Source organism: Pseudomonas sp. CBS, from assembly GCF_024734645.1.
GTDB lineage: Bacteria > Pseudomonadota > Gammaproteobacteria > Pseudomonadales > Pseudomonadaceae > Aquipseudomonas.
The window spans coordinates 3322687-3348650 of the sequence record NZ_CP102929.1; the positions used below are offsets into that span (position 1 = coordinate 3322687).

Sequence of the window (25964 nt, forward strand, 5' to 3'; positions counted from 1 at the left end):
GGCCTTAAATTCATCGTTCTGAAGCAGGTCGCTGCGCGCCCTGCGAGAAAAAGCGCCGGTGGCCCGCCACCGGCATGCGCGTCCGTATGGACGCCTGTTCACTGCTATCGCGCTCGGCCAACAACACCGCTTCGCCTTGATCCTGTTGTGCCAGCACGCGCCCCCAAGGGTCGATGATCGCTGCATGCCCGAAGGTTTCCCGGGGCCCCGGATGCACGCCACCCTGGGCGGCCGCCAGCAGGTAGCACTGGGTCTCGATGGCCCGGGCACGGATCAGCACATCCCAGTGCGCAGCCCCCGTTACCGCCGTAAAGGCCGAGGGCGCGGTGATCAGTTCGGCACCCGCCGCGCGCAATTCGCTGTACAGCTCCGGGAAGCGCAAGTCGTAACACACTGTCAGCCCCAGACGGCCGACTGGCGTATCCGCCACCACCACCTGGCTACCATGAGCATAGTCATCGGATTCACGATAACGACCCCGGGCATCGGCCACGTCGACATCAAACAGGTGCAGCTTGTCGTAACGGGCAACGATTTCGCCCTGATCATCGATCAGCAACGAGCAGGCATTGGACTTGGCGTTGGGTTGATCCTTTGGAGGCAGCGGCAAAGTGCCGGCCACTATCCATAAGGTGAGGTCGCGGGCGGTCTGTTTCAACCATGGCAGGATAGGACCTTCGCCCAAGGCTTCGGCGCGACCGATATCGGCCACATCGCGGCGGCCCATGGCGGCGAAGTTTTCCGGGAGTACCGCAAGCCTTGCACCACCCGCCGCCGCTTGCTCCAGCAGGCGCCGGGCCTGGGCCAGGTTGGCCAGCACATCGCTCTGGCTGACCATTTGGATTACCGCAAAGGACATGGGCCTACACTCCAGAAAAGGCATGAGGCCATGCTACTCCACAGGTACTCAGTTTGGCTTTTCAAATGGCTTGTCGAAGGTGATTTTCGGGTCCTTCCACGGGCCTTCTACCTTGTACTGCACGCTGGCGAAACGCGAAACACGGTCGCCAATCAGCTTGTCGATCAGGAACAGCGCACCACCAATGGCCGGCGCGCCGACGATCAGCGCGGCAATCGGCAGGTTGTTGGTGACCGGCAGCGTCACCAACAGCTTGGCATCGACACGATCAGCCACCAGGTCCAGGGTGCCGTTGAGCTCCAGGTTGCTCGACGGGCCGGTCATGGTGATCGGTTCACGGGTCACAAACACGCCATTACTGGCCGCCAGCAAGCCTTTGACCCGGTCATAACTCAAGCCTTTGCCGAGCAAGTCCGAGAAGTCCAGGCGCAGCCGGCGACCGATGGAGTTGAAGTTCAGCAAGCCAAACACCCGCAGCGCCTGGGCGCCGCCTTCCACTTCAACAAACTGGCCTTTACGGAAGCTTGCATCCAGGCTACCGGAGAAGCGCTTTGGACCGACCCAGGCTGGCGAGCCCGGCCAGCGGCCATCCACGTCCACATGAAACTCTTCACTGGTCACGCTCGGTGCAAACCCCCAGCCCTTGAGCACGTCGCCGATGTTCTTGCCGTCCAGACGGCCCTTGTACCAACTGCTGCTGGCGCCGGGAGCGCCCTCCCAACCGCCGGCGCCCTGGAGCAGCATGCCCTTGAGGCCCAGATTGAGGCTGTTGAATGCCATACCTTTGGCCGTCGGCCGTACTTTCAACGACCAGGCACCCACCAGGTCCGGCCCCTGGAACAACTGGTTGATCGCGATATCCAGCGCCGGAATATCCTTGGGATCAACATCAGCCAACGGGTCCGGCGCATTTTCGTCCGCCTGCACCGTCGGATCCACCGCAGGCAATTTCACGTACTGCAAGTTGATCGCAATCGGCGCGCCCTTGGCGTCCGGCAAGCCCACGGTGCCCTTGGCCTGCTGGCTGTCGAACTGCAAGCCCCAGGCGCCGGGTTTGCGATCCAGTTGCAGGTTGACCTGATCAAACTGGGTGCCGAAGCCGGTCAGCTTGCCGACCTTGAAGTCGGCCCCGCTCAACAGCTGCTTGGCACTGCCGCCCGGATCGTTGCCGGCGTAACGGTCCACGAGTTTTTTCCAGGGATCGATATCCAGCTCCGACAACACACCGCGGATACGCAAACCCTTGCCCGCCGGTAACACCGCAGCGCCATCCCCCAGGAATAGCTCGCCACGGCCATCGGCAAAACTGTCAGCCGGGGCGGCGAAGGTGAAGCTGCCCAGCTCGCCATAATCGAACCAGTAACGGCGTTCCTTACCCTGCAAGGTCATGCGGAACACACTGTCACGGCCCTGGCTCGCCGGCATGCCGAACGGCGCCGGCAGGTCCACAGCTACGCCCTTGAGGTTGGAACTGACCATCAACTGGCTGTCGGCGCCGTCGAGGTTGAGCTGCAACTGGTAGGGGATATCGCCGGACACTGGCAACGGCTGGCTGACCTTCAGCCAGTCAGTCAGGCGCTTGACGGTCACCTGCCCTTTGGCGGTGACGCGGGTATTCAGGTTACCTTGCTTGCCATCGGCGAAAATCTGCGCGGTGACGGGGCGATCAAAGGCCTGGGCGCTGATGTTCTGGCCACTCAGCCCCTTGGCGCTGTCGAAGCGGAAGTCACCCTTGAGCTGGGTCAAGTCCAATGTCGGCTCAGCCAGTTGCAGGCGGGCCTTGTCGGTCTTGAAGTCCACCACAATCTTGGGCTCGGTGCCCTTGGCCAGGGGAACATCCAAGTCCAGCTTGCCTTGCAGATCACCCTCGCCTTTCCAGCCGGCAAAGGTCGAAGCGGTACCAATCGGCGCTTCCTGAAGGATTTTCAGGCCATCGCCCAAGCCGCCGGCGAAGTTGCCGGTGAGCAGCAGGTGACTGTCCTTGCCTTCGGGCGCATGGGGGATGTTGACGTAGATGTCGTTGACCTTGGTATCGAGCAACTGGCCCTTGCTGGCCAGGATGCGCACGCCGCTTTCCTCGACAAACACTTCACCCTTGACCTTGCTGACGTGCGGCCAGCCCGGCTGGAACGCCAGCTCGGCATCATGCACCTTGAAGAACAGGCTGATATTGCGTGAGGCGGGCAGCGCATCGTGATTCAGCGAGCCTTGGTACTGGAAGAAGCCCTCGTCCACCGCGCCCTTGAGAATGGCCGTACGCAGCCACTCATCGAGTGCCGGGCTCAACACGGCCGGGAGGTATTTGGGGGTAAAGCGGCCATCGCCATCGACCATACCGACCCGCAGGTCCATGTAGTCTTCCTGGCTATGGTCGAAATGCAGGCGAATCAGGAAGTCGGCGGCGACCTTGCCCTCCTCCCCCAGCACCTTGATGTACGGCGCGATGAGGGTGAAGCCTTCTTTATCCAGCTTCCACGTCAGGCGCGCATTGGCCTGGATGTATTGCCAGGGCTTGGCGAAAATCGGAAACAGGTGTAAGGAGAAGTCCTTGCTGTCCATGCGCAACTCGCCCTTGCCCAGGTCACCGCTGATACTGCCGCTGACATTGCGCGCGGCCGGCGCACCGAAGTAGGCATCAAAGCCGATGCGGTCGAGGTTGGCTGCAAAGCTCACGCGCTGGTCGGTGGTGTCTTGAGGACGGTAATCCAGCAGCACGTTACGCAGCGTGCCGGTGGCCTTCAGATGATCCAGGGTTGTGGCCACGGCTTCCGGCAAAGGTGCCAAGGCATGCAGCAATGGCGTGATCGGCGTCAGGTCGAGGCGATCGGCCTGCAGGTTCCAGACTTCCTGGGCCTTGTCGGTCGCCAGGGTTTGTTGCAGTTGCAGGCGCGATTCCCAGCGGGTGTCGCCGAGGTTCATCGCCAGCGAGTCAAACAGCACCTTGAGGCCGCTGTCACTGCGTTGCAGGTAGGCGGTGAGGGCCAGGTTCTCGATGTGCGTCGGCTTGCGATCGGCATAGCTGCCTTTGAGTTGCGGGGCATTGAGGCGCACGGCAGCACTTTGCACAGTGCCCTTGGCCCAGGTCAGCCAGAATTCGCCGCCAGCCTTGAATTCGGTGAGCTTCCATTGCTGGAGCAGTTTCGCCGGGATCCATTTTGCCCAGTCACTCTGGGGCAAGCTCAGGTAAGCCTGGGCTTCGCCGTCCTTCCACTGGCTGGCGCGGATCCGGGTGTTCAGGTTCAACGCCAGGGGCTGGCCGTCAGGCAGGGTCAAGCGCGCGTCCAGGCGCTGGCGGTTGGCTCCGGTCTGCAGGCTCACGCCGACATAGGTCAAGGTCAGCGGCGCCTGGTCGAATGGCTGCAGCGTCACCTGGCTGTCGATCAATGAAACCTGCCCGACCATTTGCATGCGCGTCAGCAGTTGTTCGGGATCCAGTGGCTGGTCGTCCTGCACCGGCAGGCCTTGCAGCGCCCAATGGCCGTCCTGGTCTTCCTTCACGCTGACTTGCAGGCCGCTGACTTCCAGGTGGGCAATGCGTACTTCGCGCGCCAGCAGGCTGGCCCAGATGTCGGGCACCACTTGTACCTGGTCCAGGCGCAGGGCACTGGTGCCCTCGCCGACCATCACGTCGTGAGCCATCAATACCGGGGCAAAGCCGCTCCAGCGCCCTTCCAGGCTGCCGATGCTCAAGGGCATATCCAGCGCCGTACGGGCCTTGGCTTCGATTTCGCCACGGTATTCCGCCACCAGCGGCGTCAATTCACGGCCAAGGCTCACGTACACCGCTGCCAATACCAGCAGCAAGGCGCACAAGCCCAGGCCCCAGCGGGTCAATGCGGCAAAAAAGCGTATCAGACGCTCCATGTCAGGCGACCCTCAAAGGAATAGTCGGACGGCAGATCAAGGTCTGCCCGTCTCGTTGATAAGAGCTAACGCCAATCAGAGCAGCACCACGTCATATTGTTCCTGTGAATACATGGTTTCGACCTGGAAGCGAATGGTGCGCCCGATAAATCCCTCCAGTTCGGCTACGTTGCCGGACTCTTCATCCAGCAAGCGGTCGACCACCTTCTGGTTAGCCAGGACTCTATAGCCCTCGGCCTGGTAGGCGCGTGCCTCCCGTAAGATTTCACGGAAAATCTCGTAGCAAACCGTTTCCGGCGTCTTCAACTTGCCGCGCCCCTGGCAACTGCTGCACGGCTCGCACAGCACTTGCTCCAGGCTTTCGCGGGTGCGCTTGCGGGTCATCTGCACCAGGCCCAACTCGGTGATACCGATGATGTTGGTTTTGGCGTGATCGCGCTCCAGTTGCTTCTCCAGGGTACGCAGCACCTGGCGCTGGTGCTCTTCGTCTTCCATGTCGATGAAGTCGATGATGATGATCCCGCCCAGATTGCGCAGGCGCAGCTGGCGGGCGATCGCGGTGGCCGCTTCGAGGTTGGTCTTGAAGATGGTTTCTTCGAGGTTGCGATGGCCCACAAAGGCGCCGGTGTTGACGTCGATGGTGCTCATGGCTTCCGCCGGGTCCACCACCAGGTAGCCGCCGGACTTAAGTGGCACTTTGCGCTCAAGGGCTTTCTGGATTTCGTCTTCGACGCCATACAGGTCGAAAATCGGCCGCTCGCCTGGGTAGTGCTCGAGACGGTCGGCGATTTCCGGCATCAGTTCGGCAACAAATTGCGTGGTGCGCTGGAACGTTTCCCGCGAGTCGATGCGAATTTTCTCGATCTTCGGGCTGACCAGATCGCGCAAGGTGCGCAGGGCCAGGCCGAGGTCTTCGTAGATCACGCTGGGCGCACCGATGGTCTTGATCTGCGCGCCGATCTGGTCCCAGAGGCGACGCAGGTAGCGGATGTCCATGAGGATTTCGTCGGCACCCGCGCCTTCAGCGGCGGTACGCAGGATAAAGCCACCGGCCTCCTTGATGCCTTCCAGCGCCACGCAATCGCTGACCACCTTTTTCAGGCGCTCGCGCTCGGCCTCGTCTTCGATTTTCAGGGAAATGCCAACGTGGGCAGTACGCGGCATGTACACCAGGTAGCGCGAAGGGATCGACAGTTGCGTGGTCAGCCGCGCGCCTTTGGAGCCAATCGGGTCCTTGGTGACTTGCACCACCAGGCTCTGCCCTTCATGCACCAGGGCGCTGATGCTTTCAACCGCCGGGCCCTCGCGCAGGGAGATTTCCGAAGCATGGATAAACGCGGCGCGGTCCAGGCCGATGTCGACGAAAGCCGCCTGCATCCCCGGCAGCACACGCACAACCTTGCCTTTATAGATATTGCCGACGATCCCGCGCTTTTGGGTGCGCTCGACGTGCACTTCTTGCAGAACACCGTTCTCTACCACCGCCACGCGCGATTCCATCGGCGTGATATTGATCAGAATCTCTTCACTCATGGCTGGGTCTCGTTCAGGCGTTTTCACAATAGTGACCGATCGCTTAAGGCTTGGCGCTGGGATACGGCGTTTAGCGCACGGTAAGGTTTTGCCAACAGGGTATGCCGAATTGGCCCAGCAGTTCTGCGGTTTCGCAGACAGGCAGGCCTACGACGGCGGAGTAGCTGCCATTGAGTCCGGCGACAAACACCGCCGCCAAGCCTTGAATAGCATAGCCGCCCGCTTTGTCCTGGGGTTCGCCGCTGTGCCAATAAGTGGTGGCTTCATCCGCTGAAATCTTGCGAAACCGCACGCGACTGCTGACCCGCCGCGTTTCGCAGCGCTGGCCATCAATCAGGGCGATGGCAGTCAAAACTTCATGTTCACGATCAGAAAGGGCCAGCAACATGGCCAGGGCATCGGCTTGGTCCAGGGGTTTGCCAAGGATTTGGCCGTCGAGGATGACCGCCGTATCAGCCCCAAGCACGCAGGCGCCGGTGGCATCGGCCAGGGCCGCGCGACCGGCCGCAGCCTTGCCGCGCGCCAGGCGTTCTACGTAGGACGCGGGCGATTCATTTGTCAGGGGAGTTTCATCAATGGCGGCGCTGACGACGGTGAACGGCACGCCGATCTGTGTCAGCAGTTCACGCCGCCTCGGGGAGCCCGAGGCCAGATAAAGCGAATTCATGCAGACTCTCCCTGTAGGGTTCGATAACCAGGCAGAGCCTCGCGATCCATTCAATTGATTTTATAGCGACGACGCAACCCACGCAGGCCAAAACTGACCCAAGGCCACAACAGCGCGCTGACCAGCGCTGGCAACACCAGCGCGAGGGTCGGTTGGCGGTTGCCGGTCAAGGCACTGAGCCACAGCTGTACCAACTGCGCCAGGCCGAAGATCACCAGGATCACCAGGCACTGTTGCCACATCGGGAACATGCGCAGGCGCTGCTGCAACGACAGCACCAGGAAGGTAATCAGGGTCAGGATCAGCGCGTTCTGGCCGAGCAAGGTGCCGTAGAGCACATCTTCCATCAACCCGAGGCACATGGCCGTGACCATCCCGACCTTGTGCGGCAGCGCCAGGGACCAGAAGGCCAGCAGCAAGGCGAGCCACAACGGACGCAGGATTTCCATGAATTGCGGCAGCGGCGAAACGCTGAGCAGCAAGCCGATGGCAAAGGTCAGCCAGACAATCCAGCCGTTACGCGAATGAGTACCGGCCATTATTCTTCCCTCTGCCGAGTGGTTGCCGGGGCCGCAGCCGGTGGCTTGGTGGCGGCGGGCGGTTTGGCAGCGGCTGGTGTTGCGGCCGCAGGCTTGGCCGGACGTGCGCTATGGGCCACAGGCTTGACCGGCGTCGCGACCGGCGCGGCTGGCGTCGCCGGAACCGCTGCCGGTGCCGGTGCGGCGGGTGCGGCAGGCTTTGGCACGGTCGCAGGGATAATCGGCGCCGTGCCGTTTTGCTTGTCTTCCGCTTCCTGGGCCTGGGCAGCTTCGTTGGCGCGCTCTTCCGGGGTGCGGTTGTCGCTGAACACCAGCAGCAGGTAACGGCTGCGGTTCAATGCAGCCGTCGGCACCGCACGCACGATAGCAAATGGCTGGCCGGAATCGTGGATCACTTCCTTGACCGTCGCTACCGGATAGCCCGCAGGGAAACGCTGACCCAGGCCGGAGCTGACCAGCAGGTCGCCTTCCTTGATGTCGGCGGTGTCCGCGACGTGACGCAGTTCCAGCCGCTCCGGATTACCTGTACCGCTGGCAATCGCCCGCAGGCCGTTGCGGTTAACTTGCACCGGAATACTGTGGGTGGTGTCGGTCAGCAACAGCACGCGGGAGGTGTATGGCATCAACTCCACCACCTGGCCCATCAAGCCACGGGCATCGAGCACCGGCTGGCCAAGGACCACGCCGTCGCGCTCACCCTTGTTGATGATGATGCGATGGGTGAAGGGATTCGGGTCCATACCGATCAACTCGGCCACTTCGACCTTCTCGTTGACCAGCGCGGAGGAATTGAGCAACTCGCGCAGCCGAACGTTCTGCTCGGTGAGGGCCGCCAGCTTTTGCATGCGCCCCTGCAGCAGCAGGTTTTCGGTCTTGAGTTTTTCGTTTTCGGCCACCAGTTCGGTACGGCTGCCAAATTGGCTGGCCACACCCTGATAGAGGCGCTGCGGCAGGTCGGTGATCCAGTACGTCTGCATCAGGACCAGCGACATCTGGCTACGCACTGGCTTGAGCAGTGTGAAGCGGGCATCGACCACCATCAGCGCAACCGATAGCACGACCAGCACCAACAGGCGCACGCCCAATGAGGGGCCTTTGGAGAAAAGCGGTTTAATAAGCCGCTCCTCCCAGGCAAATGTTTTCTTTATTCATACGGCATCAAACCGGCCTGGATGCAGATTGAAGAAGATAAACGCCAACAGGCAGCACTGCAAAGTGCTGCCTGTGAGCGAAACATGGGCAACCCAGCAAACGCTTATTCGCTGGAGAGCAGGTCCATGGTGTGTTTATCCATCATTTCCAGTGCACGGCCACCGCCACGGGCGACGCAGGTCAGCGGGTCTTCAGCGACGATCACTGGCAGACCGGTTTCCTGGGCCAGCAACTTGTCGAGGTCGCGCAGCAGGGCGCCACCACCGGTCAGTACCAGGCCACGTTCGGCGATATCGGAAGCCAATTCCGGAGGCGATTGCTCCAGGGCGCTCTTCACAGCCTGAACGATGGTGGCCAGGGACTCTTGCAGAGCTTCCAGCACTTCATTGGAGTTCAGGGTGAAAGCACGTGGAACGCCTTCGGCCAGGTTGCGACCGCGAACATCAACTTCGCGAACTTCGCCGCCCGGGTAAGCGGTACCGATTTCCTGCTTGATGCGCTCGGCGGTAGATTCGCCGATCAGGTGCTGCCGTAGTTGCGACGCACGTAGGTGATGATCGCTTCGTCGAAGCGGTCGCCGCCAACCCGTACGGATTCGGCATACACCACACCATTGAGGGAAATCAGGGCGATTTCAGTGGTACCACCACCGATATCCACCACCATCGAACCGCGGGCTTCTTCAACCGGCAGGCCGGCACCGATCGCAGCCGCCATCGGCTCTTCGATCAGGAACACTTCACGGGCACCGGCGCCAAGGGCCGATTCACGGATGGCACGACGCTCCACCTGGGTGGACTTGCACGGAACGCAGATCAGCACACGAGGGCTGGGCTGCAAAAAGCTGTTTTCATGAACCTTGTTGATAAAGTACTGCAGCATCTTTTCGCAGACGCTGAAGTCGGCAATCACGCCATCCTTCATCGGACGAATGGCAGCGATGTTGCCCGGTGTTCGGCCAAGCATGCGCTTGGCCTCGGTGCCAACGGCAACGACACTTTTCTGATTACCATGGGTCCGAATGGCCACAACCGATGGCTCATTCAGAACGATACCGCGCTCGCGCACGTAAATAAGGGTGTTGGCAGTGCCCAGGTCGATGGAAAGATCGCTGGAAAACATGCCACGCAGTTTCTTGAACATGGGAAAGGGACCCTAGGCAACGCGTGGGTAAAAAAGTGCGGCAAACTCTAACAACGACAGGGATTTTGGGCAAGGCGCCAATGTGCTAAATTGGCCGACTTTCTGTGCACCAACCCCCACAATCGCGGCCATATGACCGTAGAAATGCGGTAGTGTTCCTACAATCTAACACACGGATAGCTTCCGTTCTGTTTTCCACTGGAGAATCCCATGGCGCTTGAACGCTCCGACGTGGAAAAAATCGCTCATTTGGCCTGCCTGGGCCTAAATGAAGCCGATCTTCCACAGACCACCGCAGCCCTGAACAGCATTCTCGGGCTGGTCGACCAAATGCAAGCCGTGAACACCGACGGCATCGAGCCCCTGGCTCACCCGCTGGAAGCCAGCCAGCGCCTGCGCGCCGACGTCGTGACCGAGCGCAATAATCGCGAGGCCTACCAGTCCATCGCGCCAGCGGTCGAAAACGGCCTGTACCTGGTTCCGAAAGTCATCGACTAAAGGGAAAGAGCCTGCAATGCATCAATTGACTCTGGCCGAGATCGCCCGCGGTCTCGCCGACAAAAAGTTTTCTTCCGAAGAGCTGACCAAGACCCTGCTGGCACGTATCGCCGAGCTGGACCCCAAGGTCAACAGCTTCATCAGCATCACCGAAGAGCTGGCCCTGAGCCAGGCCAAGGCCGCCGACGTACGTCGCGCCAACGGTGAGAATGGCGCCCTGCTGGGTGCGCCGATTGCCCACAAAGACCTGTTCTGCACCCAGGGCATTCGCACCAGCTGCGGCTCGAAGATGCTCGACAACTTCAAGGCGCCGTACGATGCCACCGTGGTCGCCAAGCTGGCTGCTGCCGGGGCTGTGACCCTGGGCAAGACCAACATGGACGAATTCGCCATGGGCTCGGCCAACGAGTCGAGCCACTACGGCGCGGTGAAAAACCCGTGGAACCTCGAGCACGTGCCCGGCGGTTCGTCCGGTGGTTCGGCTGCAGCGGTTGCCGCTCGTCTGTTACCTGCTGCCACGGCCACCGACACCGGTGGTTCGATCCGTCAACCGGCCGCGTTCACCAACCTCACCGGTTTGAAACCGACCTACGGTCGCGTTTCCCGCTGGGGCATGATTGCCTACGCGTCCAGTCTCGACCAGGGTGGCCCTTTGGCTCGCACCGCTGAAGACTGCGCAATTTTGTTACAAGGCATGGCAGGCTTCGATACCCAGGACTCCACCAGCATCGATGAACCCGTGCCGGACTACAGCGCCAGCCTGAATACGTCGATCAAAGGCCTGCGCATCGGCGTGCCGAAAGAGTATTTCAGCGCCGGCCTCGACCCGCGCATCGCCGAACTGGTGCACAACAGCGTCAAGGAGCTGGAGAAGCTCGGTGCCGTGATCAAGGAAATCAGCCTGCCGAACAACCAGCACGCGATTCCTGCCTACTACGTGATCGCCCCGGCAGAAGCGTCCTCCAACCTGTCGCGGTTCGACGGTGTGCGTTTCGGCTACCGCTGCGAAAACCCGAAAGACCTCACCGACCTTTATAAGCGCTCCCGTGGCGAAGGTTTCGGCGTGGAAGTACAACGCCGGATCATGGTCGGTGCCTACGCCCTGTCGGCCGGTTACTACGACGCGTACTACCTCAAGGCGCAAAAGATCCGTCGCCTGATCAAGAACGACTTCATGGCAGCCTTTAATGAAGTCGACGTGATCCTCGGCCCAACCACGCCGAACCCGGCCTGGAAGATCGGCGCCAAGACCGGCGACCCGATCGCCGAGTACCTGGAAGACCTGTACACCATCACCGCCAACCTCGCCGGTCTGCCGGGCTTGTCCATGCCTGCTGGCTTTGTCGACGGTTTGCCGGTGGGCGTGCAACTGCTCGCCCCGTATTTCCAGGAAGGCCGCCTGCTCAATGTGGCGCACCAGTACCAGTTGAACACTGACTGGCACACTCGCACCCCTACCGGCTTCTGAGGAGAACACTATGCAATGGGAAGTCGTGATCGGGCTGGAGATTCATACCCAGCTCGCCACCCAATCGAAGATTTTCTCCGGTAGCGCCACCACGTTCGGCTCCGAGCCCAACACCCAGGCCAGCCTGGTAGACCTGGGCATGCCCGGCGTACTGCCGGTGCTGAACCAGGAAGCGGTGCGCATGGCGGTGATGTTCGGCCTCGCCATCGATGCCGAGATCGGCCAGCACAACGTGTTTGCCCGCAAGAACTACTTCTACCCGGACCTGCCCAAGGGCTACCAGATCAGCCAGATGGAATTGCCGATCGTTGGCAAGGGCTACCTGGATATCCCGCTGGAAGACGGCACCATCAAACGTGTCGGTGTGACCCGTGCGCACCTGGAAGAAGATGCCGGCAAGAGCCTGCATGAAGAATTCAACGGCGCCACCGGCATCGACTTGAACCGCGCCGGCACCCCGCTGCTGGAAATCGTTTCCGAGCCGGACATGCGCAGCGCCAAGGAAGCCGTGGCCTACGTCAAGACGATCCACGCGCTGGTGCGCTACCTCGGCATCTGCGACGGCAACATGGCCGAAGGCTCGCTGCGTTGCGACTGCAACGTGTCGGTACGGCCAAAAGGCCAGGTCGAGTACGGCACCCGCTGCGAGATCAAGAACGTCAACTCGTTCCGTTTCATCGAGAAGGCGATCAACACCGAAGTGCGTCGCCAGATCGAACTGATCGAAGACGGCGGCAAGGTGATCCAGCAGACCCGCCTGTACGACCCGAACAAAGACGAAACCCGCGCCATGCGCAGCAAGGAGGAAGCCAACGACTACCGTTACTTCCCCGATCCGGACCTGTTGCCGGTGGTCATCGAGGACTCGTTCCTGGCTGACGTACGCGCCACGCTGCCGGAACTGCCGCCGCAAAAACGCGAGCGTTTCCAGGAGCAGTTCGGTCTTTCGGTATACGACGCAAGCGTGCTGGCGTCGAGCCGCGAGCAAGCCAACTACTTCGAAAAAGTCGTGAGCATCGCCGGCGACGCCAAACTGGCGGCCAACTGGGTGATGGTTGAGCTGGGCAGCCTGTTGAACAAACAGGGCCTGGAAATCGACGAGGCACCGGTATCGGCCGAGCAACTGGGCGGCATGTTGCTGCGGATCAAGGACAACACCATCTCCGGCAAAATCGCCAAGACCGTGTTTGAAGCCATGGCCGCAGGCGAAGGCAACGCTGACGAGATCATCGAAAAGCGCGGCCTGAAGCAAGTCACCGACAGCGGCGCGATTTCGGCAGTGCTCGACGAGATGCTGGCCGCCAACGCGGAGCAGGTTGAACAGTATCGTGCGGCGGATGAAGCCAAGCGCGGCAAGATGTTCGGCTTCTTTGTCGGCCAGGCGATGAAAGCCTCCAAAGGCAAGGCCAACCCGCAACAGGTCAACGAACTGCTGAAAAGCAAACTCGAAGGCTAAACGCGGTGAAATGGTCGGAGCGGGACCTCACGTCCCACTCTGACCCCTTGTGGGAGCGGGCTTGGGTGGGAGCGGGCTTGCTCGCGAAAGCGGTGGATCAGTCAGCCTATTCGTTGCCTGACACACTGTATTCGCGAGCAAGCCCGCTCCCACCCAAGCCCGCTCTCACATTTGTAATGGGGAAACCTTGAAAATGAAGCGTCTACTCGGCCTGTTGGCCTTGTTCTCTCTACTCGCCGGCTGCGCCAGCGGCCTCATCGACCCCAACGGCTACGACGAAACCGGCACCGCCTCTTACTACGGCGCCAAACACCACGGTAATCGCACTGCCAGCGGTGAACCGTTCAACCAGAATGCCTTGACCGCCGCCCACCGTCGCCTGCCCTTCGGCACGCAAGTGAAGGTCACCAACCTCGACAACAACAGAAGCGTCGTTGTCCGCATCAACGATCGCGGCCCGCACACCCGTGGGCGCCTGATCGACCTTTCGCGCAAAGCCGCCGCACAGCTGGGTATGATAGGCAGCGGCACCGCGCGTGTTCGCGTGCAAGCCCTCAGCAACTGACCGACGGAGCCCTGGCCATTTCCGCATTAACCGCCCTCTCGCCCTTTAGCGTGATCGAACTGATCAGCGGCCTGCTGCTGTTGATCTTCGGTGCCGAAGTATTGGTGCGCGCCGCCGTACGCCTGGCAGCCAGCCTCAAGGTGCGTCCGCTGATCATCGGCCTGAGCATCGTCGCCTTTGGCAGCAGTGCGCCGCAGATGGCGATCAGCTTGCAAGCCACCCTGGCGGACAACACCGACATCGCCGTCGGCAGTGTGATCGGCAGCAGTATCTTCAATACCCTCGTGACCCTTGGCCTGGCAGCCCTGATCATTCCACTGCGGGTTTCACGGCAACTGGTGCGCCTGGACATCCCGATGATGATCCTCGCCAGCCTGCTGCTGTTTGTGCTCGCCGCCAATGAAGAGCTGACGCCGGTTGATGGCCTGTTGCTGTTGGTGGCGCTGGTGGCCTACCTCGGCGTGTTGCTCTACCAGACCCGCCACTCCCGTCGGCCTCGCACCCGGGACACCGTGGTGCAAGCGCCGTGGCTGAGCAGCGTGCTGCTGATGATCGGCGGGCTGTTGATCCTGGTACTCGCCGGGCATCTGGTGCTGGGCGCTGCAGTGGACGTGGCCTCTGACCTCGGGCTGTCGGAACGCATCATCGGCCTGACGCTGATTGGCGTCGGCACCTCCCTGCCCTGCCTGGCCACCTCGTTGATCGCGGCCCTGCGCGGCCAGCGGGAAATTGCCGTGGGCAACGTGATCGGCAGCAACCTGTTCAACCTGCTTGGGGTGCTGGGTTTTACTGCACTGGTGGCGCCCTCGCCGCTGTCAGTGTCGCCCAACGCCCTGGATTTCGACTTGCCGGTGATGCTCGGCGTGGTCGCACTGTGCCTGCCAGTGTTTTATTCGGGCTACCGCGTCACTCGGGCCGAAGGCCTGGTGTTCCTGGGCCTGTACCTGGTGTACGGGCTGCATGTGGTGTCGTTTACCTTCGGCATGCCGCTGGCCAACAAGCTTGAACAACTGATGCTGTATTACGTCCTGCCAGCGCTGGTGGCTTTCCTGTTGTTCACCTCGCTGCGAGCCTGGCGCCGCCAACACAAGAGGGAATCGCAATGACCGAACAGAAAAAGCCCGGCGTTGAAGTGCGCCGCCAGGTGATGGGTGATGTGTTTGTCGATCGGGCGCTGGGCAATGCCACCGAGTTCAGCCAGCCGCTGCAGGATTTCGTCAACGAACATGCCTGGGGCAGCGTGTGGAACCGCGAAGGCTTGCCGCTGAAAACCCGCAGCCTGATCACCCTCGCCGCGCTGACCGCGCTGAAGTGCCCACAGGAACTCAAGGGCCACGTGCGCGGCGCGCTGAACAACGGTTGCACCGTGGAGGAGATTCGCGAGGCGCTGCTGCATTGTGCGGTGTATGCCGGCGTGCCAGCGGCGATTGACGCCTTCCGCGCCGCTCAGGAAGTGATCGACAGCTACCAGAAAGACGCCTAGATCCAGCCGCCCGCCTGCAACACGAAAATCCCGATATTCGTGGTCACCGCCGCCATCAAGGTGGTGATCACGATAATCGCGGCCGCCAGCTCATGATTGCCCTCCGCCGCCCGTGCCATGACAAAACTGGCCGCTGCTGTGGGCGCACCGAAGTACAGGAACAGAATCCCCAGCTCCGGCCCACGGAACCCCAGCAGCCAAGCGCCAAAGGTAGCGAGCACCGGCAGCCAGATCATCTTCATCAGGCTGGCACTCAGGGCCATGTCCCCGCTTTTGCGCAGTGCCGCCAGCGACAACGTGCCGCCGATGCAGATCAATGCCAATGGCAAGGTCATGTCCGCCAGGTACTGCCCGGAGGATTCCAGCCAGCCAGGCAAGCCGATCTGGAAGTACGCGAAGGGCGCCGCTGCGATCACGCTGATGATCAACGGGTTGGCCAGCACGCTCTTGAAGATGCTCCACGGGTCGGACTTGATCACCGGGCTGTACACCGCCAGCACGATGGTCGACAGGGTGTTGTAGAACAGGATCACCAGCGCCGCGAGCACCGCGCCAAGGGAAATCCCGTAGTCGCCGTACATGCTGGCCGCCAGCGCCAGGCCGATCACCCCGTTGTTACCGCGGAAAGCGCCTTGGGCGTAAATGCCACGGTCTACACGCGGGCACCGAAAGATCGCCCAGCCCCAGGCCAGGGCGAAGCTCAACAGCGTGGCAACCGCGAAATAGATCAGCAGGCCCGGCTTGAGGGCCGAATGCAGGTCGGCGTGGAGAATCCCGAGAAACAGCAACGCCGGCATGGTGACGTTGAACACCAGGGCCGAGGCGGTGTGGATAAAGTTGTCGTTGATCCAGTTGATGCGCTTGAGCAGTACGCCCAGGAACAGCATGGCAAACACCGGCGCGGTGATGTTCAGGGTTTGTAGGAAGATAGCCAGCATGCCGGGGAGAACCTTGGGTGGGCGTCGGTAGGTGGCTAATGATAAGCCAGCATGGCCAGCTTCGTCTGGACTACCGCTTTCGCGAGCAAGCAGGCGACTCGGTCTTAAGTAATCGGTGCCGGATTGAACAACGTAATGTCGTTATGCAGCTTGTGCTGCTCCGCCCACGTCTGCTTTTTGCCGCTGGCCACATCCAGGTAGAAGTGGAACAACTCCCAACCCAGCTCCTCAATCGTCGCCCGGCCGGTGGCGATCCGCCCGGCGTCGATGTCAATCAGGTCAGGCCAACGCTGCGCCAGCTCCGTCCGGGTCGAGACCTTCACCACCGGCGCCATCGCCAGCCCATAGGGCGTGCCACGCCCGGTAGTGAAGACATGCAAATTCATCCCCGCCGCCAACTGCAACGTCCCGCATACAAAATCACTGGCCGGTGTGGCGCAAAAAATCAGGCCCTTGCGATTGAACCGTTCGCCCGGGCCGAGCACGCCATTGATCGCACTGCTGCCCGACTTGACGATCGACCCCAGCGACTTCTCGACAATATTCGACAACCCGCCCTTCTTGTTCCCCGGCGTAGTGTTGGCGCTGCGATCCGCCTCGCCCTTGGCCAGATAGCGGTCATACCAGTCCATTTCCCGCACCAGCTCCCGGGCTACATCCTGGTTTTCCGCACGGGAAGTCAGCAGGTAGATGGCATCGCGCACTTCGGTCACTTCGGAAAACATCACCGTCGCGCCCGCCCGCAGCAGCAGATCGGAGGCATACCCCAACGCCGGGTTGGCGGTAATGCCGGAAAACGCATCACTGCCACCGCACTGCATGCCGAGAATCAACTCAGACGCCGGTACCGTTTCCCGCCGGCGCTGGTCGAGTTTCTTCAGTCGGGTTTCGGCCAATGCCATGATCTGTTCGATCATTTCAGTAAAGCCGTGGCTGGAGTCTTGCAACCGATACAGCCATGGCTCACTCAGATCTACCGAGCTGTCGTTGTCGTGCATCACCTGCCCGGCCTGCAATTTCTCGCAACCCAGGCTGATCACCAGGGCTTCACCGCCCAGGTTCGGGTTGCGCGCCAGATTGCGCACAGTGCGAATCGGGATGTAGGCGTCGGTGGCCGTAATCGCTACGCCGCAGCCGTAGCTGTGGGTCAGCGCCACCACGTCATCGACGTTCGGGTACTTGGGCAGCAACTCGTCCTTGATGCGCTTCACTGCATGGTCCAGCACGCCCGTGACGCACTGCACCGTGGTGGTGATGCCGAGGATATTGCGCGTGCCGACGGTGCCGTCGGCATTGCGATAACCCTCGAAGGTAAAACCCTCCAGGGGCGCCTGGGTCTCGGGCACTTCGGTGGACAGCGGCAAGCTGTCCAGCGGCGGCGCCGTGGGCATGCGCAGTTGATCTTCCTGGACCCAACTGCCGCGCGGAATCGGGCGCAAGGCATAACCGATGGTCTGGCCGTAGCGAATGATCCGGCCGCCTTCGGGAATATCTTCCAGGGTCACCTTGTGGCTTTGGGGAATGAAATCCACCGTCACCAGGCCATCGGGAAACTCGGTTCCCGCCGGTACACCCTGGTCGTTGACCACAATCACCACGTTATCCAGCGCGTGCAAACGGATGGAGCGTGGCGAATCGGCATGTTCAATCAACTGCATGACGCGGGCCCCTTCAGGAATGCGCTTGGGAAAGTTTAGTCAGCTCAGGGCCTTTGGCCGGCGGCTCTTTGAGCACCACACGCTTGATCGGGCCGACGATTACCAGGTAGCTGAACACCGCCAGCAACGCGTTGGCACCGACGAACACCAGCGCCCACTTGAAGGAGCCAGTGGTGCTGATGATGTAGCCGATCACGATCGGGGTGCTGATGGAAGCCAGGTTGCCGAACATGTTGAACAAACCGCCACTCAAACCTGCGATTTGTTTCGGCGAAGTGTCGGACACCACCGCCCAGCCCAGTGCGCCAACGCCTTTACCGAAGAAGGCCAGGGCCATGAAGCCCACCACCATCCATTCGATATCCACGTAGTTGCACGCGACAATGCTGCTGGAAATCAGCAAGCCACCAATGATCGGCGCCTTGCGGGCGAAGGTCAGCGAATGGCCCTTGCGCAGCAGGTAGTCGGAAATCACCCCGCCCAACACGCCGCCGATAAAGCCGCAGATCGCCGGCAAGGACGCGATGAAGCCGGCCTTGAGGATCGTCATGCCGCGTTCTTGAACCAGGTACACCGGGAACCACGTCAGGAAGAAATAGGTGATGCCATTGATGCAGTACTGGCCCAGGTACACGCCGAGCATCATGCGGTTGGTCAGCAACTGACGGATGTAATCCCACTTAGGGCCGTCGGTTTTCTTGCCTCTGCCCTTGTCCTGGTCCATGTCGACCATGGCCCCGTTGGCAGCGATGTGCTGGAACTCAGCCTCGTTGATCATCGGGTGCTGGCGCGGGCTGTGGATAACTTTCAGCCAGATCAGCGAGAACACGATACCGATGCCGCCCATCACCACGAACACGTGCTGCCAGCCGAAGGTGTAGACGATCCAGCCCATCAGCGGCGCGAACAGTACGGTCGCAAAGTACTGCGCCGAGTTGAAGATCGCCGAGGCAGTCCCGCGTTCGGCCGTAGGAAACCACGCCGCCACGATGCGGGCATTTCCGGGAAAGGATGGCGCTTCAGCCAGGCCCACCAGGAATCGCAACATGAACAGCGCAACGATGGCCGTGGATACACCGAATTCACCGACATAGCCTTGCAGCACGGTGAACAGTGACCAGGTGAAAATACTCAGGGCGTAGACTTTTTTCGAACCGAATCGGTCCAGCAGCCAGCCGCCGGGAATTTGCCCGGCCACGTAGGCCCAACCGAATGCGGAGAAAATATAGCCGAGGGTGACCGCGTCGATACCGAGGTCTTTTTGCAGGCTGGAGCCGGCGATGGCGATGGTGGCCCGGTCGGCGTAGTTGATCGTGGTCACCAGAAACAGCATGAGCAGAATCAAATAGCGGACATGGGTCGGCTTGGTCGCTTGCATGAAGATGTACTCCCACTAATTATTTTTTTTGCGGGTAAACAAATTGTAAGCCTGCGGCGGGCACGGACCCGCCACAGGATGTTGCCGTTACGAACCGATGTAGCTGGTTTTCACCACGGTGTAGAACTCTTGCGCATAGCGACCCTGCTCACGCGAACCGTAGGATGAACCCTTACGGCCACCGAACGGAACGTGGTAATCCACGCCGGCCGTCGGCAGATTGACCATCACCATCCCAGCCTGGGAATGGCGCTTGAAGTGGTTGGCATACTTCAGCGACGTGGTAGCGATACCGGCCGAGAGACCGAACTCGGTGTCGTTGGCCATCGCCAGCGCCGCCTCGTAATCCGCCACGCGCACCACGTTGGCCACCGGGCCGAAGATCTCTTCGCGGCTGATGCGCATTGCGGCTTCGCTGTCGGCAAACAGCGTCGGCGCGAGGAAGTAGCCTTCGGTGTCGCACGTCACCAGTTCACCACCGCTGACCAACCGGGCACCTTCGCTCTGGCCGATGTCGATGTACTTCAAGTCCTGGTCCAACTGCGCTTGGGAGACGACCGGGCCAATGTCGGTACCGCTTTTCAGCGCGTGGCCGACCTTGATCGACTTCATCCGCTCAGCCACGGCGGCGACGAACTGGTCGTGAATCCCGGCGGTGACGATAAAGCGGCTGGACGCGGTGCAACGCTGGCCGGTGGAGTAGAACGCGCTCTGCACCGACAGCTCGACCGCTTGCTTGAGGTCGGCATCGTCGAGAATGATCTGCGGGTTCTTGCCGCCCATTTCCAACTGCACCTTGGCCTGGCGCGACACGCAGCTGACGGCAATCTGACGACCTACGCCCACCGAGCCGGTGAAGCTGATGCCGTCGACTTTCGGGCTGTTGACCATGGCATCACCCACCACACGGCCGCTGCCCATCACCAGGTTGAACACACCGGCGGGGAAGCCGGCGCGGGAGATGATTTCGGCCAGGGCCCAGGCGCAGCCCGGTACCAGTTCAGCCGGCTTGAGCACCACGCAGTTGCCGTAGGCCAGGGCCGGCGCGATCTTCCAGGCCGGGATGGCAATCGGGAAGTTCCACGGGGTGATCAGGCCAACGACGCCCAACGCCTCACGGGTCACTTCGACATTGACGCCCGGACGCACCGACGGCAGGTAGTCGCCGGACAGGCGCAGGCATTCACCCGCGAAGAACTTGAAGATGTTACCGGCGCGGGTCACTTCGCCGATGGCTTCCGGCAAGGTCTTGCCCTCTTCCCTGGCCAGCAGAGTGCCAAGCTCTTCGCGACGGGCGAGGATTTCGGTGCCGACTTTATCCAGGGAGTCATGACGCGCCTGGATGCCGGAAGTGGACCAGGCTGGGAATGCAGCGCGCGCAGCGTCGATGGCCGCGTGGACTTGGGCTAGGTCAGCCTTGGCGTATTCGCCAATGACATCAGACAACTCCGACGGGTTGATGTTGGCCGAGTAGTCGGCGCCGGCAACCCACTGGCCACCGATGTAGTTTTCAAAACGCTTGGCTTGGGACACGAATTCTCTCCTGACGCAAAAAGCCGCTGATTACTCAGCGGCCTTGGTGATGGGTTATTGCGCGCCTTGCTTGTCGATCAGCGCGGCCAGGGCTTCGTATTCTTCCGGCAGCAGATCGGTCAGCGGCGTACGCACGGGGCCGGCGTCATAGCCGACGATTTTCGCCCCGGCCTTGACGATGCTCACGGCGTAACCGGCCTTGCGGTTACGGATGTCGAGGTACGGCAGGAAGAAGTCGTCGATGATCTTGCCGACGGTGGCGTGATCTTCCCGGGCGATGGCGTGGTAGAAATCCATCGCGGTTTTTGGAATGAAGTTGAACACCGCCGAGGAGTACACCGGCACGCCCAGGGCCTTGTAGGCAGCGGCGTAAACCTCTGCAGTCGGCAAGCCGCCCAGGTAGCTGAAACGGTCACCGAGACGACGGCGGATCGACACCATCAATTCAATGTCACCCAGGCCGTCCTTGTAGCCGATCAGGTTCGGGCAGCGCTCGGCCAGGCGTTCCAGCAGCGGCGCGGTCAAGCGGCAGACGTTGCGGTTGTAGACCACGACACCGATCTTGACCGACTTGCACACCGCTTCAACGTGGGCGGCAACCCCATCCTGGCTGGCTTCGGTCAGGTAGTGCGGCAGCAGCAGCAGGCCTTTGGCGCCAAGACGCTCGGCTTCCTGGGCGTACTCGATGGCCTGGCGGGTCGCACCGCCGACACCGGCCAAAATCGGCACGCTGGTGGCGCAGGTATCCACCGCGGTTTTCACCACTTGCGAATATTCGCTGGCCGCCAGGGAGAAAAACTCACCGGTGCCGCCAGCGGCGAACAAGGCGGTAGCGCCGTAAGGGGCCAGCCATTCCAGACGCTTGATGTAGCCCGCCTGGTGGAAATCACCCTGGGCGTTGAAATCGGTTACCGGGAAAGACAGCAGACCGTGAGAGAGGATGGACTTCAGTTCTTGTGGATTCATTATTCGAACACCCTGGGCGAAGACTTTCTGTTGAGAGATTACGGATGGTTATCTTGATGTCGTACGTCATCGTACAACTATAAAAATATTCGTCAACTGCAATTCATCAACCTTCATGCGGGTCAGGCCTCAATGCGGCGTTCTTGACGTAGGAATTTTTTCCTCTATGCTCGATTTAACTGTATATACATACAGTTATTACGGAAGATTCCTACGACATAGCAAGGAGCTAACATGTCAGATCTTGAACTCGCCACACCTGAAAAACGACCACCCACCCTGCGCTTCGAAGGCGGTGAACACACGGCCATTGGCGACGACACCCTGTTGCGCTTCGTCAAGGGCGCCCCGGCGATCCCCGCGCGGCAGGTCGAATTGCACCTGCCCAACGGCCTGGCCCTGAGCTACGGCCAGATCATTGCCCTGGGCGGCGACTTCTATGGCATTCCCGGGCGCCCCATCAACGAGGGCGCATCGCCTGCTGACCGCGTGCAGCGCTTTACCGATGCGTTCAACTCGTTGGCGGTATTGCCGGCATCGCGAGAGGAAGCGGGCAAGATCCTCGCGGTGATGCAAAAGGAGATCAACGCGGTTAACCAGGCGATCAAGGATGGCAAGCAACCCCATGAAGCGTATGACGCACTGGGTGACACCTTGTCCGAGGAATGGAACCGCATCACCGGCGGCGGCAGTGCCGTTTCGGCGCTGATTCCACTGGGACGCTACCTGAAACTGGCGGCAGACAATGCCGACCACTTCGGCGAATGGGCGTTGGCAGCGTATCTGGCGGGGCATACGGCAGCCCTGCAACAAGCCGTCGTCGCTCATCAGACCGGCACCGACCAGGCGCTGGAACTGGCCTATGCCATGAACGGCTTTGCTGATCACTTTTTGACCGATCTATTTTCCGCCGGCCACTTGCGGGTACCGCGCAAGCAACTGGCGGCGGTGGTAACACCGGGTGAACTGGGCTCGCTGATCAGCCGCTTCATGCACGATGAAGACAGCAAGTTCGGGCTCAATGTGCGCAATGCCTTCGGCGATCAGTGGCACGCTTACGGTGATAAACGCTACTTCGACAGCAGCGACGCGGCCAACCGGGCCATGGTCAAACGTGCCGTGCAGGCCTCGGCGGATGAGATCTTCGAAACCTTTATCAGCGGCGTAGCGCCCTCCCCGGCCAACTTCAAGGCGCCGCTGTATGTGCCGGACCTGAACGCCGCGCAAAATCCGGCGAATAACTTCTCGCCGCTGTTCAAGGCAGAAGGCGACAAGGTGCTGCGGCGCAAGGACGTCAACAACCTGAATGACAAGCAGTGGACCAATGACTGGTGGGGTTGGAGTACGTATCTGTTGCTGAAGGACTACAAGCCAAACCAGCCTGCCAGCTAATCTTCCAGGCAACAAAAAACCAAATGTGGGAGCTGTCGAGCCCCGGCGAGGCTGCGATGGGAGCGACTCGGTGAACCTGCCGGACCTCAGCGCCTGCATCGCAGCCTCGCTGGGGCTCGACAGCTCCTACATTTGAATAGGCACTAGCCGCGCGGGGCTTCTGCCTCTTCATGGGCATGGCGTAGCCGCTCACGGCTGTTGGTCAGGTGCAAACGCATGGCCGCCGGTGCCGCATCCGAATCCTGGCGAGCGATCGCTTCATAGATCTGTGGGAGCTGTCGAGCCTTGGCGAGGCTGCGATGGGATCGACTCGGTGAACCTGCCAGACCTCAGCGCCTGCATCGCAGCCTCGCTGGGGCTCGACAGCTCCTACATTTGAATAGGCACTAGCCGCGCTGCGCTTCTGCCTCTTCATGGACATGGCGCAGCCGCTCACGGCTGTTGGTCAGGTGCAAACGCATGGCCGCCCGTGCCGCGTCCGAATCCTGGCGAGCGATCGCTTCATAGATCGGTGGGAGCTGTCGAGCCTTGGCGAGGCTGCGATGGGAGCGACTCGGTGAACCTGCCAGACCTCAGCGCCTGCATCGCAGCCTCGCCGGGGCTCGACAGCTCCTACATTTGAATAGGCATTAGCCGCGCTGAGCTTCTGCCTCTTCATGGGCATGGCCGCCCGTGCCGCATCCGAATCCTGGCGAGCGATCGCTTCATAGATCGGTGGGAGCTGTCGAGCCTTGGCGAGGCTGCGATGGGATCGACTCGATGAACCTGCCAGACCTCAGCACCTGCATCGCAGCCTCGCCGGGGCTCGACAGCTCCTACATTTGAATAGGCACTAGCCGCGCTGGGCTTCTGCCTCTTCATGGGCATGGCGTAGCCGCTCACGGCTGTTGGTCAGGTGCAAACGCATGGCCGCCCGTGCCGCGTCCGAATCCTGGCGAGCGATCGCTTCATAGATCTCTTCGTGTTCGCGGCTCAGGCGGCTCATGTAGTGCTGCTGGTCATCATGGGCCAGGCGTGCCGAGTTCAGCCGCGTGCGTGGAATGATGCTGGTGCCCAGGTGAGTCATGATGTCGGTGAAGTAGCGGTTGCCGGTGGACAGGGCAATCTGCAGGTGGAACTGGAAGTCCGACGCTACCGCATCACCGGCGTGAGCCGCACTTTCGTTCAGGGCATCGAGGGCAGCACGCATGCCGGCCAATTGCTCGTCGCTACGACGCTGGGCGGCAAGCCCGGCAGACTCCACTTCCAGGCTGATCCGCAGTTCAAGAATGGCCAGTACATCCCGCAGGGTCACGACAGTAGCCGGGTCGATCCGGAAACCGCTGGGGCTTGGCGTATCCAGCACAAAGGTACCGATGCCATGGCGGGTTTCCACCTGCCCGGCCGCCTGCAATCGCGAGATGGCTTCACGCACCACGGTGCGGCTGACCCCATGGGCGTCCATAATCGCCGACTCGGTGGGCAGTTTGTCACCACGTTTGAGTTGGCCGTCGCGGATCTGCTCGGACAACACCGTGACCAATTCCTGGGCAAGGCTGCGGCGCTTGCGGGGAAGACGAGGGGCGGCGCTGGAGTTTTCCATGATGAATCATCTGTCTCGGCGATCTGAAGCACGCATGATAGCCCATGGCGGTTGTACGATCACCGTCCTGTCATGACTTTCATCCATAACCGACGAGGTTTTCCCCAGGCAAAAAAATGCCCCGGCATCACCGAGGCATTTTCAACACTGGCTCAAGGGCCTGCGCCTTGTTACTTCACCACTTTCAGACTCGGCCGACCGCTTGGGCGCGGTGGCTCGGAATCCGGCGGCGGCACATCATCTTCGCCTTCGAGCTCGATCGCTTCGTCATCCTCAAGGGACGACTCCAGATCAAACACCATGCCCTGGCCATTTTCCCGGGCGTAAATCCCGAGGATGGCGCCGATGGGCACGAACAGCGTATGCGGCACACCACCGAAACGCCCTTCAAAGCTGACCGCTTCATTGTCCATGTGCAGGTGTCGCACGGCACTGGGTGAAACGTTCAGGACGATTTGTCCGTCACTGGCAAAACCTTGCGGTACCTGAACCGCGGGAAACTCGGAATTGACCAGCATGTGCGGGGTGCAATCGTTGTCCACTATCCACTCATAGAGCGCGCGGACCAGGTAAGGTCGACTGGAGTTCATCAACGGCTCCTTAAGCCTTAGCGCATATCGCGTTCGACACCAGACAGACTCGCCTGGAAAGCCTCACGCGCAAACTGGCGCTCCATGTAGTCAAGCAGCGGCTTGGCAGGCCGCGGCAATTCAATGCCCAAAATCGGCAAGCGCCAGAGTATGGGTAATAGGCAGCAATCCACCAGACTTTGTTCCTCGCTGAGGAAAAAAGGTTTGTCGGCAAATAACGGCGAAACACCGGTCAGGCTCTCGCGCAATTCCTTGCGCGCCTGAACCCGGGCCGCTTCTTTGCTGCGTGAATCCAGAATCAGGTCCACCAGGCCACACCAGTCACGCTGGATCCGATGGATCAGCAGGCGGCTGTTGGCACGCGCCACCGGATATACCGGCAACAACGGCGGATGGGGATAACGCTCATCCAAGTATTCCATCACCACGGTTGACTCCCACAACGCCAGGTCACGATCGACCAGGGTGGGCAAGCTGCCGTAAGGGTTCACTTCGATCAGTTTCGGCGGGTGACGACCAGCCTCTACAGTAATGATCTCTGCGCTGACACCCTTCTCTGCGAGCACGATGCGTACTCGGTGGGAATAGTGGTCGGCGGGGTCGGAGTAACAGGCCAACCGATTGGTCACGCCCATGGCGGTCCTCCTCGCTTGTTGAAATTATCGGAAGCTCAAAAACGAGCGCGCCCAGTGAGCATCTC

22 protein-coding genes and 2 pseudogenes are annotated in these 25964 nt (G+C 61.0%); 7 read left to right on the top strand and 17 right to left on the bottom strand.

What is annotated here, in order from left to right; translation table 11 throughout:
• Positions 1–10: 10 nt before the first annotated feature.
• From NVB75_RS15105 to mreB, 7 genes and pseudogenes are all read right to left on the bottom strand, one after another.
• A complete protein-coding gene (locus NVB75_RS15105; protein WP_008437218.1) occupies positions 11–859 on the bottom strand; it encodes a carbon-nitrogen hydrolase family protein in 849 nt (282 codons plus the stop codon).
• 48 nt (positions 860–907) lie between these two features.
• Positions 908–4723, bottom strand: coding sequence for a YhdP family protein (locus NVB75_RS15110; RefSeq protein WP_258348020.1), 3816 nt, complete (start codon positions 4721–4723; stop codon positions 908–910).
• A 75-nt stretch (positions 4724–4798) separates the two neighbouring features.
• Positions 4799–6256, bottom strand: a complete 1458-nt coding sequence (rng, locus tag NVB75_RS15115; RefSeq protein ID WP_003216085.1) for a ribonuclease G — start codon at positions 6254–6256, stop codon at positions 4799–4801.
• 70 nt (positions 6257–6326) lie between these two features.
• Positions 6327–6923, bottom strand: a complete 597-nt coding sequence (locus tag NVB75_RS15120; protein WP_258348022.1) for a nucleoside triphosphate pyrophosphatase — start codon at positions 6921–6923, stop codon at positions 6327–6329.
• A gap of 50 nt (positions 6924–6973) precedes the next feature.
• The gene (gene mreD / locus NVB75_RS15125) at positions 6974–7462 is read right to left on the bottom strand and encodes a rod shape-determining protein MreD (protein WP_258348024.1); all 489 of its coding nucleotides are present in this window, start codon (positions 7460–7462) and stop codon (positions 6974–6976) included.
• Positions 7462–8577, bottom strand: coding sequence for a rod shape-determining protein MreC (gene mreC, locus NVB75_RS15130; protein WP_330208242.1), 1116 nt, complete (start codon positions 8575–8577; stop codon positions 7462–7464). Before mreC ends, mreD begins: the two co-directional genes overlap by 1 nt.
• Positions 8578–8717: 140 nt before the next feature.
• Positions 8718–9757 (bottom strand): annotated as a pseudogene (mreB, locus tag NVB75_RS15135) (rod shape-determining protein MreB).
• A 210-nt stretch (positions 9758–9967) separates the two neighbouring features.
• On the opposite strand from mreB, the gene gatC reads away from it, so the two are divergent.
• From gatC to NVB75_RS15165, 6 genes are all read left to right on the top strand, one after another.
• A complete protein-coding gene (gene gatC, locus NVB75_RS15140) occupies positions 9968–10255 on the top strand; it encodes an Asp-tRNA(Asn)/Glu-tRNA(Gln) amidotransferase subunit GatC (RefSeq protein WP_003216077.1) in 288 nt (95 codons plus the stop codon).
• A gap of 16 nt (positions 10256–10271) precedes the next feature.
• A complete protein-coding gene (gene gatA / locus NVB75_RS15145) occupies positions 10272–11723 on the top strand; it encodes an Asp-tRNA(Asn)/Glu-tRNA(Gln) amidotransferase subunit GatA (protein WP_258348036.1) in 1452 nt (483 codons plus the stop codon).
• Between the two features lie 10 nt (positions 11724–11733).
• Positions 11734–13179, top strand: a complete 1446-nt coding sequence (gene gatB, locus NVB75_RS15150; protein ID WP_017477741.1) for an Asp-tRNA(Asn)/Glu-tRNA(Gln) amidotransferase subunit GatB — start codon at positions 11734–11736, stop codon at positions 13177–13179.
• Between the two features lie 193 nt (positions 13180–13372).
• Entirely contained in the window at positions 13373–13744 is a 372-nt protein-coding gene (locus NVB75_RS15155) for a septal ring lytic transglycosylase RlpA family protein (protein WP_093205155.1), read from the top strand.
• A gap of 59 nt (positions 13745–13803) precedes the next feature.
• Positions 13804–14850, top strand: coding sequence for a calcium/sodium antiporter (locus NVB75_RS15160; protein WP_258348638.1), 1047 nt, complete (start codon positions 13804–13806; stop codon positions 14848–14850).
• Positions 14847–15227, top strand: a complete 381-nt coding sequence (locus tag NVB75_RS15165) for a carboxymuconolactone decarboxylase family protein (protein WP_063027132.1) — start codon at positions 14847–14849, stop codon at positions 15225–15227. The genes NVB75_RS15160 and NVB75_RS15165 overlap by 4 nt, the downstream gene beginning before the upstream one ends.
• Here NVB75_RS15165 and NVB75_RS15170 read toward each other — a convergent pair.
• The 5 genes from NVB75_RS15170 to kdgD all read right to left on the bottom strand — a co-directional run bounded on the left by NVB75_RS15170 (position 15224) and on the right by kdgD (position 21700).
• Positions 15224–16165: an AEC family transporter gene (locus tag NVB75_RS15170; RefSeq protein ID WP_258348049.1), complete on the bottom strand. Its 942-nt coding sequence runs from the start codon at positions 16163–16165 to the stop codon at positions 15224–15226. The two genes, NVB75_RS15165 and NVB75_RS15170, sit on opposite strands and share 4 nt — an antisense overlap.
• 104 nt (positions 16166–16269) lie before the next feature.
• Positions 16270–17823 carry a galactarate dehydratase gene (garD, locus tag NVB75_RS15175; protein WP_258348051.1) on the bottom strand — a complete coding sequence of 518 codons (1554 nt, stop codon included), beginning with the start codon at positions 17821–17823 and terminating at the stop codon, positions 16270–16272.
• Positions 17824–17836: 13 nt separating this feature from the next.
• Complete coding sequence (locus NVB75_RS15180) at positions 17837–19201, bottom strand: MFS transporter (protein WP_167662905.1); 1365 nt, start codon at positions 19199–19201, stop codon at positions 17837–17839.
• An 87-nt stretch (positions 19202–19288) separates the two neighbouring features.
• A complete protein-coding gene (locus NVB75_RS15185; RefSeq protein ID WP_258348053.1) occupies positions 19289–20734 on the bottom strand; it encodes an aldehyde dehydrogenase family protein in 1446 nt (481 codons plus the stop codon).
• Between the two features lie 54 nt (positions 20735–20788).
• Positions 20789–21700, bottom strand: a complete 912-nt coding sequence (gene kdgD, locus NVB75_RS15190) for a 5-dehydro-4-deoxyglucarate dehydratase (RefSeq protein WP_003216058.1) — start codon at positions 21698–21700, stop codon at positions 20789–20791.
• Between the two features lie 234 nt (positions 21701–21934).
• Between kdgD and NVB75_RS15195 the strand changes: the two genes are divergently transcribed.
• Positions 21935–23092, top strand: coding sequence for a phospholipase (locus NVB75_RS15195; RefSeq protein ID WP_258348055.1), 1158 nt, complete (start codon positions 21935–21937; stop codon positions 23090–23092).
• 143 nt (positions 23093–23235) lie between these two features.
• Here the strand turns inward: NVB75_RS15195 and NVB75_RS15200 are convergent.
• The 5 genes and pseudogenes from NVB75_RS15200 to NVB75_RS15220 form a co-directional block, all read right to left on the bottom strand.
• Positions 23236–23364: pseudogene (locus tag NVB75_RS15200) on the bottom strand (GntR family transcriptional regulator); the annotation flags it as partial.
• Positions 23365–23478: 114 nt separating this feature from the next.
• The gene (locus NVB75_RS15205) at positions 23479–23661 is read right to left on the bottom strand and encodes an FCD domain-containing protein (protein ID WP_375378946.1); all 183 of its coding nucleotides are present in this window, start codon (positions 23659–23661) and stop codon (positions 23479–23481) included.
• A gap of 263 nt (positions 23662–23924) precedes the next feature.
• A complete protein-coding gene (locus NVB75_RS15210) occupies positions 23925–24674 on the bottom strand; it encodes a FadR/GntR family transcriptional regulator (protein ID WP_008437251.1) in 750 nt (249 codons plus the stop codon).
• A gap of 170 nt (positions 24675–24844) precedes the next feature.
• Positions 24845–25264 (bottom strand): ClpXP protease specificity-enhancing factor, encoded by a 420-nt coding sequence (locus NVB75_RS15215; protein ID WP_003216051.1) that lies wholly within the window; start codon positions 25262–25264, stop codon positions 24845–24847.
• A 17-nt stretch (positions 25265–25281) separates the two neighbouring features.
• Positions 25282–25899: a glutathione S-transferase N-terminal domain-containing protein gene (locus NVB75_RS15220; protein ID WP_010170749.1), complete on the bottom strand. Its 618-nt coding sequence runs from the start codon at positions 25897–25899 to the stop codon at positions 25282–25284.
• Positions 25900–25964: the final 65 nt, after the last annotated feature.